The sequence below is a fragment of the Type-C symbiont of Plautia stali genome, assembly GCF_059730935.1.
This window is the reverse complement of record NZ_AP035923.1, coordinates 1,847,191-1,860,790: the sequence shown is the minus strand read 5'-3', so window position 1 is coordinate 1,860,790 and position 13,600 is coordinate 1,847,191. Positions and strand designations below refer to the sequence as shown.

The following is a 13,600-nucleotide window of genomic DNA, read 5'->3' as shown; positions in this document are numbered from 1 at the left end:
TGCTTCCTTAAGTAAGTTGTCCAAGCGTGACGCGCGGATTGCCGCCGTAATCCTCAACGGTAGTAACCGCCTGAAAGCCATTACGGGTTAGCAGCGCGCGTACAGCCTCGCCCTGCTGCCAGCCGTGTTCCAGCAGCAGCCAACCCTGCGGCTGCAACCAGTGCGGCGCGCGTTCAATGATTAATCGTAAATCGGCCAGCCCGACCTCCTCCGCCACCAGCGCGCTGAGCGGCTCAAAACGCACGTCGCCCTGCTGCAGATGTTCATCGGCGGCATCAATGTAAGGCGGATTGCTGACAATCAGATCGAAACGTTGGGCGGGCAGATCGTCGAACCAGTGGCTGAGCACAAATCCGGCGTTGGTGAGGTGCAGGCGCTGGGCGTTGTCCTGCGCCAGCGCAACCGCAGCGGCGATGCGGTCGCAGCCGGTAATCTGACAATCTGGCCGCTCGCTGGCCAGCGCCAGCGCAATGGCGCCGGTGCCGGTACCGAGATCGAGCACCGCGGAGGGCGTCGCGGGCAGCCGCAGCAGCGCCTGCTCCACCAGCACTTCGGTATCCGGACGCGGAATCAGCGTGGCATCACTGACGCGCAGCGGCAGCGACCAGAACTCGCGTTCGCCCACCAGATGCGCAATCGGCTCACCGCGCACGCGGCGTGCCAGTAACGTCTCCAGCTGTGCCAGTTGCGCATCATCGAGCGGGCTGTCATCAAACGCTATCAGCCAGCTGCGCGACTTGCCGGTGACAAAACCCAGCAGAATCTCCGCGTCGCGCTTCGGGCTATCGCCTCCGCACAACGCAGCCTGCGCCTGCTGTAGCCAGCGCCGGACGTTCATCACTCCTGCCCGGCCAGTGCGGCCAGCTGGTCAGCCTGATACTCCTGCACAATCGGCTCGATCAGCGTATCCAGCTTGCCTTCCATGGTTTCGTCGAGGCGGTAGAGCGTCAGGTTAATGCGGTGATCGGTGACGCGCCCCTGCGGGAAGTTATAGGTACGGATTCGGTCGGAACGGTCGCCGCTGCCCAGCAGGTTACGCCGCGTTGAGGCTTCCGCCGCCTGGCGCTTCGCCATTTCCGCTGCGTGAATGCGTGCACCCAGCACCGCCAGCGCTTTGGCTTTGTTTTTGTGCTGCGAGCGCTCATCCTGGCACTCCACCACGATGCCGGTTGGCAGGTGGGTGATACGGATCGCCGAATCGGTGGTGTTAACGTGCTGACCGCCCGCGCCGGAAGAGCGGAAAGTGTCGATTTTCAGATCGCCCGGATTGATGTCCGGCAGCTCGGCTTCCGGCAGCTCCGGCATCACCGCCACGGTACAGGCGGAGGTGTGAATGCGCCCCTGCGATTCGGTTTCCGGCACGCGCTGCACGCGATGGCCGCCGGATTCAAACTTCATGCGGCCATAGGCGCCATCACCGGTAATACGCGCAATGACTTCTTTGTAGCCGCCATGCTCGCCGTCGTTGGCGCTCATGATCTCCACCTGCCAGCGGCGCGCTTCGGCATAGCGGCTGTACATGCGGAACAGATCGCCGGCGAAAATCGCCGCTTCGTCGCCACCGGTGCCGGCGCGCACTTCGATAAAGCACGGACGTTCATCGTCGGGATCTTTCGGCAGCAGCAGCACCTGAAGTTGCTGTTCCAGCACCTCGCGCTTTTCGCGCGATAGTTTCAACTCTTCCTGCGCCATGTCGCGCATTTCCGCATCGTCGAGCAGCATTTCAGCCGTTTCGACATCTTCCTGCACCTGCTGCCATTCGCGGAAACAACGGGTGACGTCGCTCAGCTGGGCATATTCACGTGATAACGCGCGGAAACGGTCCTGATCGCCAATTACGCCGGCATCGCCCAGTAACGCTTCAACTTCTTCATGGCGTTCCTGCAGCGCTTCCAGCTTGGCAACAATCGAGCTCTTCATCTAATAGAGGGTATCCCAGTGATAGGTCGTGACAGACCAGATTACTCTAAACCGAGGCTGTCACGTAAGATCTGCAGGCGTTCGCTGTCGCCGTCGCGCGCGGCCTGCTGCAGTGATTTGGTTGGTGCATGAATTAAACGGTTGGTGAGCTTGTGTGCCAGCTCCTGCAAGACTTTTTCGGCATCAGCACCCTGACGCAACGCCGCCAGCGCGCGATCCTGCAGCTCGGCGCGCACGTCGTCAGCCTGCGCGCGGTATTCGCGGATGGTCTCACCGGCGCTTTGCGCGCGCAGCCAGGCCATGAATTCACCGCTCTCCTGCACCACAATGCTTTCCGCCTGCACCGCCGCCGCTTTGCGCTGCGCCATGTTCTGCTCGATAATCGCCTGCAGATCATCCACGCTGTACAGATAGGCGTTAGCCAGCTTGCCCACTTCCGGCTCAACATCGCGCGGCACGGCGATATCCACCAGCAGCATAGGCTGGTTGCGGCGTGCCTTCAGCGCCCGTTCCACCATGCCTTTGCCAATAATCGGCAGCGGACTGGCGGTGGAGGAGATAATGATATCGGCATCGGCCAGACGGGTTTCGATATCGGCGAGACCGATCACTTCGGCACCCACTTCGTCCGCCAGCAGCTGCGCGCGTTCGCGCGTGCGGTTGGCGATCATTAGTTTGCGCACGCTGTGTTCGCGCAGGTGACGCGCCACCAGTTCGATGGTTTCACCGGCACCAACCAGCAGGACGTTAACGCTGCTGAGTGATTCGAAAATCTGACGGGCTAAGGAGCAGGCAGCGAAGGCGACCGACACCGCGCTGGCGCCGATTTCGGTTTCGGTGCGCACGCGCTTGGCCACCGAGAAGGTTTTCTGGAACATGCGTTCCAGCTCGCTGCTCAGCGCATGGTCGCGCGAGGAGTCAGCATGGGCTTTTTTGACCTGACCGAGAATCTGTGGCTCGCCCAGCACCAGCGAGTCGAGTCCGCTGGCCACGCGCATCAGGTGGCTGACCGCCGCGTTGTCCTGATGCCAGTACAGGCTGTTGCGCACGTCCTCTTCACGTAAGTCGTGATACTCGCACAACCAGCGCACCAGCTGCTCCTGCAGATCGGTCTGCTGCTCTACGCTGAGGTAGAGTTCCGTCCGGTTACAGGTAGAAAGCACCACCCCGCTCTGCACCATCGGCTGAGACAGCAAGCTGTTCAGCGCCTGGTCCAGCGTGTCTGGCGTGAACGAAACACGTTCGCGCAGCGCAACAGGTGCGGTTTTGTGGTTGATTCCGAGAGCAAGCAGCGTCATGGTGATTCGGGTTGGGAAGTCCCAATAATTGTCAGGTTTTGTGTTGCGCATTCTACAAGATGCAACAGATCAAGAAAAGCCATACAAAGCCTATGACTGTAATAAGATTAAACTGATCGTGCGCAATTATCCTGACATCGCCATTGACGGCACAGAGACGGATGGTTAGCGTTACCGGTTACGACGTAAAAACGTGTCTGAGGAGACGACCACGTGATGCATTTGCCCCCGCGCCAGCTGTTGCGCCTTTTGCCCCTTGCCAGCGTGTTGCTGGCTGCCTGTAGCATCAACAAACCCCAGCAAGGTCCCGGTCCCAGCACGACATCACCGCAGTGGCAGCAACACCAGCAGGCGGTAGCGAAAATCACCCAGTACCAGACGCGCGGCGCTTTTGCCTATCTGTCAGATAAGCAGAAGGTTTATGCCCGCTTCAACTGGCAGCAAACTGCTGCAGACCGTTACCGTCTGCTGCTGACTAACCCGCTCGGCAGCACGGAACTGCAGCTCGACGCGCAGGGTTCGGTGGTGCAGATTGTCGATAACAAAGGCAAACGCTACGTCAGCAACGACGCGGAGAAGATGATTTCCCAGCTCACCGGCATGGATATTCCGCTGGCGAATCTGCGTCAGTGGATGATGGGGCTGCCAGGCGACGCCAGCGACTATCAGCTGAACAACAATTATCAGCTGCAAAGCCTGACCTACAGCCGCAACGGCCAGCAGTGGAAGGTGAATATCAGCGATTACGACAGCAAGGTGAACCCGCCGCTGCCGGCCAACCTCGAACTGACCGAAGGCGGTCAGCGCATCAAACTGCGCATGGATAGCTGGACCACACAATGATCACCACCTGGCCCGCGCCGGCAAAGCTCAACCTGTTTCTCTACATTACCGGCCGTCGTGCAGACGGCTACCACAATTTGCAGACGCTGTTTCAGTTTCTCGATGTTGGCGACACCCTGGAGATTACCCCGGATCACAGCGGCAGTATCACCCTGCTGACGCCGCTCGACGGTGTGGCCGATGAAGACAACCTGATCGTGCGGGCGGCGCTGGCGCTGCGCGCCGCAGCGGCGGACAAAGGCACGCTGCCGCCGCAGGCCGGTGCCCGGATCGCGCTGGAGAAGCGCTTGCCGATGGGCGGTGGTCTGGGCGGTGGCTCGTCTGATGCAGCGACGGTGCTGGTGGCGCTGAACCATCTGTGGCGCACCCAGCTCAGCGTGGATGAGCTGGCTACGCTTGGCCTGCGTCTCGGTGCCGATGTGCCGGTATTCGTGCGCGGCCACGCGGCGTTTGCCGAAGGGGTCGGCGAGCAATTGCAGCCCGCAAATCCTGCGGAAAAATGGTATCTGGTGGCGCATCCTGGTGTCAGCATCGCTACCCCGGATCTGTTTCGCGATCCTGAACTGACGCGCGATTCACCAATACGCACATTAGATGAACTGTTGCAGCGTCCTTTTCACAATGATTGTGAAGCGGTAGCAAGAAAACGTTTTCGTGAGGTTGATGCGCTGCTTTCCTGGCTGCTAGAATACGCGCCGTCGCGCCTGACAGGGACCGGCGCTTGTGTGTTTGCTGAATTTGACACCGAGTCCGCTGCTCGTCAGGTGCTGGAGCTTGCCCCGAAATGGATGTGCGGATTTGTGGCGCGTGGGCTTAATCTCTCGCCGTTACAGCGTACCCTTTCCGGGCTCTAAGCGTAAACGTGACAGTGTCACCCTGTTCCAGACACTGCACGTGACGCATTAACACACCCGTATGAACAGGCTCAAATGTATTCGCCGGTTATTTTTGAGCGGTTCATTCTCTGGACGCCAAGCCTGAGGTTCTTCTCGTGCCTGATATGAAGCTATTTGCTGGTAACGCCACCCCGGAACTAGCACAACGTATTGCCAACCGCCTTTACACCAGCCTCGGAGACGCCGCTGTCGGCCGTTTCAGCGATGGCGAAGTAAGTGTACAGATTAATGAAAATGTACGCGGTGGTGATATTTTCATCATCCAGTCCACCTGTGCCCCCACCAATGATAACTTGATGGAGCTGGTTGTGATGGTCGACGCACTGCGTCGGGCTTCTGCTGGTCGTATTACTGCTGTAATCCCTTACTTTGGCTATGCCCGTCAGGACCGCCGCGTGCGTTCTGCCCGCGTGCCAATTACCGCCAAAGTTGTGGCTGATTTCCTCTCCAGCGTCGGCGTGGACCGTGTACTGACGGTTGACCTGCACGCTGAACAGATCCAGGGCTTCTTTGATGTCCCGGTGGATAACGTGTTCGGTAGCCCGATTCTGCTGGAAGATATGCTGCAGATTGGTCTGGAAAACCCGATTGTGGTTTCGCCGGACATCGGTGGCGTAGTGCGCGCTCGCGCTATCGCCAAACTGCTCAACGACACCGACATGGCCATCATCGACAAACGTCGCCCGCGTGCGAACGTGTCGCAGGTGATGCACATCATCGGTGACGTTGCCGGTCGTGACTGCGTACTGGTCGACGATATGATCGACACCGGCGGTACGCTGTGCAAAGCGGCTGAAGCACTGAAAGAGCGCGGCGCGAAACGCGTGTTCGCTTACGCCACCCACCCAATCTTCTCTGGCAACGCGGTGGAAAATCTGCGCAAATCAGTGATTGATCAGGTGATTGTTTGCGACACCATTCCGCTGTCGGAAGAGATGAAGTCACTGCCTAACGTGCGTACGCTGACGCTGTCTGGCATGCTGGCCGAAGCCATTCGTCGTATCAGCAACGAAGAATCGATTTCGGCGATGTTCGAACATTAATTGTTCGCGAAAAACCGGGCGCCCTGCCCGGTTTTTTATTGCCTGTGCGCAGAGTAACATCCCGATAAAGCCGCTTCCGCCGCCACTATTTGCGCGATAAATGGCCTCAAAATCCGCCAATCTCCCCGCCTTCCACTCTTTTTATCAGACAAGCGCATCCGGGCTTTAGCGGTCCAGTGATTAGTGATATTTTTCACCACACTTTTGCTGAGAACTCCGACCACCATGCCACTCGACATTTATACGTTGTTTATTTGCGAGCTCTACGTGCTGGGGTTTCTGAGCATTATTTTGATTTTTGCCTGGGTCGGGGCGCAGTACGACCGGGTGCTGGGTTTTACCACCCTGACGCTAATACTGACGCTTGCCGCCGTGCTGCTCAGTAGCCTGCGCAGCGCCGGTTTGCACTTTTTGCCGGTGGCAGTCGGGAATGTCATCATGCTGCTGGCCTACGGCACCCTGCTCAACGCCTTTCGTACTTTTTGCCGCCTTCCACTCGGTTTTTGCTGGATCACTGGCGCGCTACTGTGGGCGCTGCTTTGTGCCTTTCCGCAGTTCTATCACGGCCAGCCGAAACGCGTGCTGGTCATGTGCCTGCTGTGCATCATCTTTACCGCCGCGCTGATTCGTCTGCTGTGGCAGGCACGCGCCTCGCTGACCGTCACTTTCTGGCCCGCGCAGATACTGCTGTGGATCCACTTACTGTTCCATCTGGCGCGCATTTTCCTTGACGATGCGGTAGCCACCCCCGTACCGGGCGCCATTGGCGGGTCCGGCTTTTCGGTGTATGTGATTCTGGAGTCGATCCTCTTCGTCATCGGCCTGACATTCACTATCCTGGCGATGGTCAATGAGCGTACGCAGATCGCCCATAAGCTGGCGTCGCTGCACGATCCGCTTACCGGCGTCTGGAACCGGCGCGCATTGTTTGAGGCCGCAGAAAAACTGCTGCTGCGCCACGCACGTATGCCGCAGCCCTATATTTACAGTGCAGTGCTGTTCGACCTCGATCATTTCAAAAGCATTAACGATCGCTATGGCCATCAGCAGGGGGATCGTGTGCTGGTCGATTTTTGTCAGGTGGTGAAAGCGTTAATGCCGGTTGAGGGTCAGTTTGCCCGGCTGGGCGGTGAGGAGTTTGCCGCGTTGCTTCCTGGCGACAGTGAGCAGGCGCAGCGCATATGTGAGCGTATCCGGCTGGCGACACAGCTGTCGCTACCCAACGACATCGGTTATACGGTGAGCATTGGCTTTGCTACTGCCAGCCAGCGGCATCAGGCTTTTCCCGCCCTGCTGGCGCTGGCTGATGAAGCCTTGTATCGCGCTAAAGCCGCCGGACGTAACCGCGTCGAAGGTTATCAGACGCCGCAGGCGGCAATGGCTGAAGCCGGTTAGTGCGTTGAGTGGTGATCGCGACGGCAGCGTTTGTCACCGTAGTGACGCAGCCAGTAGTAGCGGTCTTCTACCCTCTCCCGCCCGCTGACGCGTGCGCCGACCAGCCACAGTAGCGCACCCACGAAAATACTGAACATCGCTCCATGCGCGAGGAACTGTGGCAGGTTGACCGACGGCAGCTGGTTAATGATGGAATAACCCACCCCGAGCACCATGGTTAACAAGCCGAGACACATCAAACCATTACCGACGGTGCGGCAGTGTTGACGATTCATGATTCACCTCCATCCTTTTCAGCAACGCAGAAAACAGCACGTTTGGTTAACTGGCCATAAGTTTAGGCAATGGCTGGCGGTTAAGATGCGTACAGGATCACACATCCTTCACAAGGTCTGACAAAACTTTACCGCCAGCGCCTTGATTTCGATAGAAATTGATTAGTCACCTCAGGTCATTAATCTGCCACTGCGCCCTTTGTCATCCCCGCCGGCAGGCAGTAAACTATCGCCCTTTCGCAGCGAGACAGGATAAACATCGTGAGCAGCATTAAACTGATTGTGGGGCTGGCCAATCCCGGCGCTGAATACGCGGCAACGCGCCATAACGCTGGCGCCTGGTATGTGGATTTACTTTGCTCGCGCCATAATCAGTCTCTCAAAGAGGAGCCGAAATTTTTCGGCTACACCGCGCGCCTGTCGCTGGCCGGCGAGGATGTGCGCCTGCTGGTGCCCACCACCTTTATGAACCTGAGCGGCAAAGCGGTGGCGGCGATGGCAACGTTCTATCGCATTACGCCGGAAGAGATTCTGGTGGCACATGATGAAATGGACCTGCCGCCAGGCGTGGCGAAATTCAAACAGGGCGGCGGCCATGGCGGTCATAACGGTCTCAAAGACATCATCAGCAAGCTCGGTAATAACAACAATTTTCATCGCCTGCGCGTCGGTATCGGCCATCCGGGCGATCGTAACAAGGTCACCGGATTTGTACTCGGCAAGGCACCGGCCAGCGAGCAGAAGCTGATTGACGAGGCGGTCGACGAAGCGGTGCGCTGCACCGAGCTGTGGCTAAAAGAAGACAAGATTAAGGCGATGAACCGCCTGCACGCCTTCAAAGCCAGCTAAGCCAATTCCCGCGCCGCCGCAGGGAATTCTGTGTATAATGCGCGAAAATTTTTGAATCAGTCGGCGCTGTCTGCCAGCGCTGCACACTCAGTGAGAAAGGTAAGATCATGGGATTTAAATGCGGTATTGTGGGCCTGCCGAACGTCGGTAAATCCACCCTGTTCAACGCGCTGACCAAAGCGGGTATCGAAGCAGCCAACTTTCCGTTCTGCACCATCGAGCCCAACACCGGCGTGGTGCCGATGCCTGACCTGCGCCTCGATCAGCTGAGCGAGATTGTTAAGCCACAGCGCGTGGTGCCAACCACCATGGAGTTCGTGGACATCGCTGGTCTGGTAAAAGGCGCGTCCAAAGGTGAAGGCCTGGGCAACCAGTTCCTGACCAACATCCGCGAAACTGAAGCTATCGGCCACGTAGTGCGCTGCTTTGAAAACGACAACATCATCCACGTCTCCGGTAAAGTAAACCCGGCGGAAGATATTGATGTCATCAACACCGAGCTGGCGCTGTCGGATCTCGACACCTGCGAACGTGCCATTCAGCGCTGCCAGAAGAAAGCCAAAGGCGGCGACAAAGATGCTAAGGCGGAACTGGCCGCGCTGGAGAAGTGCCTGCCGCATCTTGAAAACGCCGGTATGCTGCGCTCGCTGGCGCTGGACGCCGATGAGAAAGCGGCGATTCGCTATCTCAGCTTCCTGACGCTGAAGCCGACCATGTACATTGCCAATGTCAATGAAGACGGTTTCGAGAACAACCCGTATCTCGACCAGGTGCGCGCGATTGCTGAAGCCGAAGGCTCAGTGGTGGTGCCGGTCTGTGCGGCAGTGGAATCGGACATCGCCGAGCTGGAAGATGAAGAGCGTGACGAGTTCATGGCCGAGCTGGGCCTGGAAGAGCCGGGCCTCAACCGCGTGATCCGCGCCGGTTATGCCCTGCTCAACCTGCAGACTTACTTCACCGCGGGCGTGAAAGAAGTGCGTGCCTGGACCATCCCGGTTGGCGCCACCGCACCGCAGGCAGCCGGCAAAATCCACACCGACTTCGAGAAAGGCTTTATCCGTGCTCAGACTATCGCCTTCGAAGATTTCATCACTTACAAAGGTGAACAGGGCGCGAAAGAAGCCGGCAAAATGCGTTCAGAAGGTAAAGAGTACATCGTGAAAGATGGCGATGTGATGAACTTCCTGTTTAACGTCTGATTGGCTTCCAGGGTGTCATGAGGTTCCACTTATCTCATGAACCCGGAAAAAATAAAATCCACGCAATAGCGTGGATTTTTTTATAGCTGAAGCCCTGTCGCCAGGCTAATTATCCGATCCGTTAGTGGCATACAGCGGCCATGACTCAAACAGGTAGCCGTCGAAATCAATGTCGTCCACATCAGAAAACTCCAGCAGCAGCTGCTTGACGTTTTCCAGGTGTTGCCACATCGCCTGTTTCGCGGCGCGCGCGTCTTTCTTAATTAAGGCGGCGAGGATCTTTTTATGATCGTCGAGCCACTTTTTGCGGTAGTTGGTATTGATCAGATGCCGATGCAGCTGGCTCCACATCACGTTGTCTTCCCGCCACTGCCAGGATTGTTTGAACAGCTCCACCAGCATGCTGTTGTGCGTGGCTTCGGCAATCGCCAGGTGGAAATTGCGGTCGCCGTTTTCGCTGTCATTCACTGCGCCTGACGCCAGCTCGCGTTCTTCCAGCGCCAGCGCCTGGCGCATTTTGATAATGTCTTCACGCGTCGCCTGTAACGCAGCGAATTCGGCGATATTACTCTCCAGCAGCTGGCGGGCCTGCAGCATCTCAAACGGACCGGCCGCATTGCAGGCGGTTTGCGCAGCGGCACGCGGTGCCGGCGTGTCATTGATCACATAAATGCCTGCGCCACGCCGCACTTCAATTAACCCTTCCAGCTCTAGCATAATCAGCGCCTCACGCACCAGCGTGCGCGTGACGTTTAGCAGCATCGCCAGTTCACGCTCCGGCGGCAACCGCTCGCCAATTGCGTACTGTTTCTGCGTGATCATGTTGCGAAGCATCTCGCCCACTTCCTGATAGGGTCGCTGTGCTGAAGCTTGTGGTTTCATAACGCTCTTTTCTGCTGGTTCAGACATTAGGCCGCCAAATTTTCTACCCTGCACTATAACACAGGGCGTGATTTTCACCGTGGGTTAAGGCTGAAGTAGCGTCGGGCGTTATGGAAGCAGATATCCTGCAACATCGCGCCCAGCGCGGCTTCATCGTGCGGCACGATGCCGTCACGCACCCACTCGCCAAACAGATTGCACAGAATGCGGCGGAAGTATTCGTGCCGCGTATAAGAAAGAAAACTGCGCGAATCGGTCAGCATGCCAACGAACTGGCTGAGCAGCCCCATCTGCGCCAGCTGCTCCAGTTGCCGCAGCATCCCGTCACGCTGATCGTTGAACCACCAGCCAGAGCCGAACTGCATCTTGCCCGCCATCCCTGCGCCCTGAAAGTTACCCGCCATGGTAGCCAGCACTTCGTTGTCACGCGGATTGAGGCAGTAAAGAATGGTTTTTGGCAGCTGGTCATTGGTGTCCATCGCGTCCAGCAGGCGCGCCAGCGGCCAGGCAACAGGATGATCGCCGATGGAGTCGAAACCGCTGTCCGGGCCGAGCTGACGGAACATGCGCGTGCTGTTATTGCGGATTGCACCGATATGTAACTGCATCGCCCAGCCACGGCGGGCATACTCCGCGCCCAGCCACACCAGCACAGCGGTACTGAACTGCGCAATCTCCAGCTCGCTCAGCGCCGTACCGCTGCGGCGTCTGGCGAGAATGCCATCCAGCACGCTGTCGGCTGGCACCGCAGCATAGCGCAGCGTTTCAATGCCGTGGTCGGCGGCACGGCAGCCATGGGCGGAAAAGTGGTCCAGTCGGCGCAGTAACGCCACACGCAGCGCATCAAAGCTGTCGATACTGACATCTGCGGCGGCTTCCAGCCGGGTCAGGTAATCGGTGAATCCTTCCAGTTCAATCTTGAACACCCGGTCCGGACGCCAGCTCGGTGCCACCTCAATATCAAAGCTGCTGTCTTCAGCTATCTGACGATGGTACTGCAGGGAGTCGATCGGATCGTCAGTGGTGCCCACCATACGCACGTTCATCTGGCGCATGATGCCGCGCGCGGAAAATTCAGGCGTGGCCAGCTTCTCCGCACACTCATGCCAGATGCGCGGTGCGGTTTCCGGTCCAAACAGCGTGTCAGTGATACCGAACGGCCGGCGCAGCTCCAGATGCGTCCAGTGATAGAGCGGATTGCCAAGCGTTTTCGGCACGGTCTGCGCCCAGGCTAGGTATTTATCGTAATCGCTGGTGGTGTTACCGGTGATCAGTGATTCCTCTACGCCCGCCGCGCGCAGTGCGCGCCATTTGTAGTGATCGCCCTCCAGCCAGATTTGCCCGAGGTTGGCAAACTGCCGGTCTTCTGCAATCTCCTGCGGATTGAGGTGGCAGTGGTAATCATAGATCGGCATCTGCGCCGCCACGTCGTGATACAGGCGACGCGCCACCTCGCTGTGCAGCAGAAAATCATCATCCATAAAGCGCTTCATTTGGCCTCCGGATTGAGGGATGCAACCGCGACTCTGGCACCCTGCTGGCACAGGCGGTCATAGGTGTGTTGCAGGGCGGCAACAAAGGCCGGATTGGCGGGTAAATCGTCCGCAAAGATCTCGTTAATGCCCAGCAGCGCCTGCACGCGCGCGGGGCCTGAAGGAAACTGCTGATTAATCCGCTCAAACTTCGCGACCAGCGGATCAGCCACCGGGTAGCGCTCGCCCTTCTCGTCTTCGCCGAGGATATAACGCATCCAGCCCGCGATGCCGAGCAGCAGATGCCGGCAGTCACTGCCGTGGTGCAGATGATAACGCAGCGAATCCAGCATGCGCTGTGGCAGTTTCTGACTGCCATCGCTGGCAATTTGCGCCGTGCGATGGCGCAGCGACGGATTACTGAAGCGCTCAAGCAGTTGATGCGCATACGCGTTCAGATCGCTGCCTGCTGGCATCGTTAGCGTGGCACGCTGTTCAGTCAGCATCAGCGACAGCGCAGCCTGACGGTAAGCGGGCAGCTGCATAGTATCTGCGATAGTTTCACAACCGCCGAGGTAGCCAAGATACGCCAGAAACGAGTGTGTGCCATTCAGCAGACGCAGTTTCATCAACTCGTAGGGGGCGACATCCGGAACAAATTGCGCACCAACGCGCTGCCAGTCGGGACGTCCCGCCACGAAGTTATCTTCGATCACCCACTGACGAAACGGCTCACAGGCGACACCGCAGGGATCGGCGATGCCCAGCAGCCCGGTAATCTCGCGCTGCGTCTCTTCCGTCACGGCCGGCACGATGCGGTCAACCATGGTGCAGGGAAACGTGACCTGTTGCTCAATCCATGCCGCCAGCGCCGCATCCTGCCGTTGTGCCAGACCGATGACCGCAGCCCGCGCGACGTGGCCGTTATCACGCAGATTGTCGCATGACAGCACGGTAAAAGGCGCTAACCCGGCTTCACGCCGCAAGCGCAGCGCCTCAACGATAAAGCCAATGGCGGATTTCGGCTGCCGGGGATGGGCCAGATCGTGCACGATCAGCGGATGGGTGCTGTCCAGTTCGCCGGTTGCGCCATGAGTGCAATAGCCTTTTTCGGTTATCGTCAGCGAGACGATGGCGGTTTCCGCGCGGGCAAGCGCGTTAAGAATGCCGTCACAACCGTCCAGCGCCGGGTGCAGCGCTGAATGCACGGAACCAATGATTTTGACGTCATGACGCGTCGCACCTTGCTCGGTGACGCTGTAGAGCAAATTCTGCTCGCGCAATTGTTCCACCAGCTTTCTGCCGCTGGCCGACATCAGGTTGACCTCGCAAATGCCCCAGTCGCTGTCGCTTATCTCCAGCAGATGGTGCTGATAGAGCGCCTGGTGCGCGCGATGAAACGCGCCGCAGCCGATGTGCACGATGCGCGGCACCAGCCGCTGCTGCTGCCATGCGGGCCGCGCCACCTTAATGCTGGCGTCGGCAAGGTTGTGTTGCATGTGAACTCCTCAGTGTCCGGCGCGACTGC

General features: G+C 58.4%; 13 protein-coding genes. 6 read left to right on the top strand and 7 right to left on the bottom strand.

The features are described 5' to 3' along the window. Nucleotides 1-7: 7 nt before the first annotated feature. From prmC to hemA, 3 genes are read right to left on the bottom strand one after another with little or no spacing between them, the layout of a single operon-like run. The gene (prmC, locus tag AC6I7J_RS08670) at nt 8-838 is read right to left on the bottom strand and encodes a peptide chain release factor N(5)-glutamine methyltransferase (protein ID WP_494260560.1); all 831 of its coding nucleotides are present in this window, start codon (nt 836-838) and stop codon (nt 8-10) included. Further along, nucleotides 838-1,920 (bottom strand): peptide chain release factor 1, encoded by a 1,083-nt coding sequence (gene prfA, locus AC6I7J_RS08665; RefSeq protein WP_021509940.1) that lies wholly within the window; start codon nt 1,918-1,920, stop codon nt 838-840. The genes prmC and prfA overlap by 1 nt, the downstream gene beginning before the upstream one ends. A gap of 41 nt (nt 1,921-1,961) precedes the next feature. Next, nucleotides 1,962-3,218, bottom strand: a complete 1,257-nt coding sequence (gene hemA, locus AC6I7J_RS08660) for a glutamyl-tRNA reductase (RefSeq protein ID WP_021509939.1) — start codon at nt 3,216-3,218, stop codon at nt 1,962-1,964. Between the two features lie 216 nt (nt 3,219-3,434). On the opposite strand from hemA, the gene lolB reads away from it, so the two are divergent. From lolB to AC6I7J_RS08640, 4 genes are all read left to right on the top strand, one after another. After that, complete coding sequence (gene lolB, locus AC6I7J_RS08655; protein ID WP_021509937.1) at nt 3,435-4,061, top strand: lipoprotein insertase outer membrane protein LolB; 627 nt, start codon at nt 3,435-3,437, stop codon at nt 4,059-4,061. Beyond that, nucleotides 4,058-4,915: a 4-(cytidine 5'-diphospho)-2-C-methyl-D-erythritol kinase gene (gene ispE, locus AC6I7J_RS08650; protein WP_058771206.1), complete on the top strand. Its 858-nt coding sequence runs from the start codon at nt 4,058-4,060 to the stop codon at nt 4,913-4,915. Before lolB ends, ispE begins: the two co-directional genes overlap by 4 nt. 137 nt (nt 4,916-5,052) lie before the next feature. Beyond that, entirely contained in the window at nt 5,053-6,000 is a 948-nt protein-coding gene (gene prs / locus AC6I7J_RS08645) for a ribose-phosphate diphosphokinase (protein WP_006118899.1), read from the top strand. A 225-nt stretch (nt 6,001-6,225) separates the two neighbouring features. Then, a complete protein-coding gene (locus tag AC6I7J_RS08640) occupies nt 6,226-7,395 on the top strand; it encodes a GGDEF domain-containing protein (protein WP_166711628.1) in 1,170 nt (389 codons plus the stop codon). On the opposite strand, the gene ychH is transcribed toward AC6I7J_RS08640, so the two are convergent. After that, nucleotides 7,392-7,670, bottom strand: a complete 279-nt coding sequence (ychH, locus tag AC6I7J_RS08635) for a stress-induced protein YchH (RefSeq protein ID WP_481657582.1) — start codon at nt 7,668-7,670, stop codon at nt 7,392-7,394. The genes AC6I7J_RS08640 and ychH overlap by 4 nt on opposite strands. Before the next feature lie 261 nt (nt 7,671-7,931). Between ychH and pth the strand changes: the two genes are divergently transcribed. Beyond that, on the top strand, nt 7,932-8,519 hold the full coding sequence (pth, locus tag AC6I7J_RS08630) for an aminoacyl-tRNA hydrolase (RefSeq protein ID WP_021509932.1): 588 nt from the start codon (nt 7,932-7,934) through the stop codon (nt 8,517-8,519). 107 nt (nt 8,520-8,626) lie between these two features. Beyond that, nucleotides 8,627-9,718: a redox-regulated ATPase YchF gene (gene ychF, locus AC6I7J_RS08625; RefSeq protein WP_021509931.1), complete on the top strand. Its 1,092-nt coding sequence runs from the start codon at nt 8,627-8,629 to the stop codon at nt 9,716-9,718. A 105-nt stretch (nt 9,719-9,823) separates the two neighbouring features. On the opposite strand, the gene uxuR is transcribed toward ychF, so the two are convergent. From uxuR to AC6I7J_RS08610, 3 genes are all read right to left on the bottom strand, one after another. Next, nucleotides 9,824-10,600: a Uxu operon transcriptional regulator gene (gene uxuR / locus AC6I7J_RS08620; protein ID WP_031280188.1), complete on the bottom strand. Its 777-nt coding sequence runs from the start codon at nt 10,598-10,600 to the stop codon at nt 9,824-9,826. Between the two features lie 74 nt (nt 10,601-10,674). Then, on the bottom strand, nt 10,675-12,093 hold the full coding sequence (gene uxaC / locus AC6I7J_RS08615) for a glucuronate isomerase (protein WP_058774557.1): 1,419 nt from the start codon (nt 12,091-12,093) through the stop codon (nt 10,675-10,677). Further along, complete coding sequence (locus AC6I7J_RS08610; RefSeq protein WP_498007165.1) at nt 12,090-13,571, bottom strand: fructuronate reductase; 1,482 nt, start codon at nt 13,569-13,571, stop codon at nt 12,090-12,092. Before AC6I7J_RS08610 ends, uxaC begins: the two co-directional genes overlap by 4 nt. Nucleotides 13,572-13,600 lie beyond the last annotated feature (29 nt).

Excerpts from the sequence above, each read along its gene's own strand:
- prmC (WP_494260560.1), bottom strand. The coding sequence starts at position 838 with ATGAACGTCCGGCGCTGGCTACAGCAGGCGCAGGCTGCGTTGTGCGGA.
- prfA (WP_021509940.1), bottom strand. The coding sequence starts at position 1,920 with ATGAAGAGCTCGATTGTTGCCAAGCTGGAAGCGCTGCAGGAACGCCAT.
- hemA (WP_021509939.1), bottom strand. The coding sequence starts at position 3,218 with ATGACGCTGCTTGCTCTCGGAATCAACCACAAAACCGCACCTGTTGCG.
- lolB (WP_021509937.1), top strand. The coding sequence starts at position 3,435 with ATGCATTTGCCCCCGCGCCAGCTGTTGCGCCTTTTGCCCCTTGCCAGC.
- ispE (WP_058771206.1), top strand. The coding sequence starts at position 4,058 with ATGATCACCACCTGGCCCGCGCCGGCAAAGCTCAACCTGTTTCTCTAC.
- AC6I7J_RS08640 (WP_166711628.1), top strand. The coding sequence starts at position 6,226 with ATGCCACTCGACATTTATACGTTGTTTATTTGCGAGCTCTACGTGCTG.
- ychH (WP_481657582.1), bottom strand. The coding sequence starts at position 7,670 with ATGAATCGTCAACACTGCCGCACCGTCGGTAATGGTTTGATGTGTCTC.
- ychF (WP_021509931.1), top strand. The coding sequence starts at position 8,627 with ATGGGATTTAAATGCGGTATTGTGGGCCTGCCGAACGTCGGTAAATCC.
- uxuR (WP_031280188.1), bottom strand. The coding sequence starts at position 10,600 with ATGAAACCACAAGCTTCAGCACAGCGACCCTATCAGGAAGTGGGCGAG.
- uxaC (WP_058774557.1), bottom strand. The coding sequence starts at position 12,093 with ATGAAGCGCTTTATGGATGATGATTTTCTGCTGCACAGCGAGGTGGCG.
- AC6I7J_RS08610 (WP_498007165.1), bottom strand. The coding sequence starts at position 13,571 with ATGCAACACAACCTTGCCGACGCCAGCATTAAGGTGGCGCGGCCCGCA.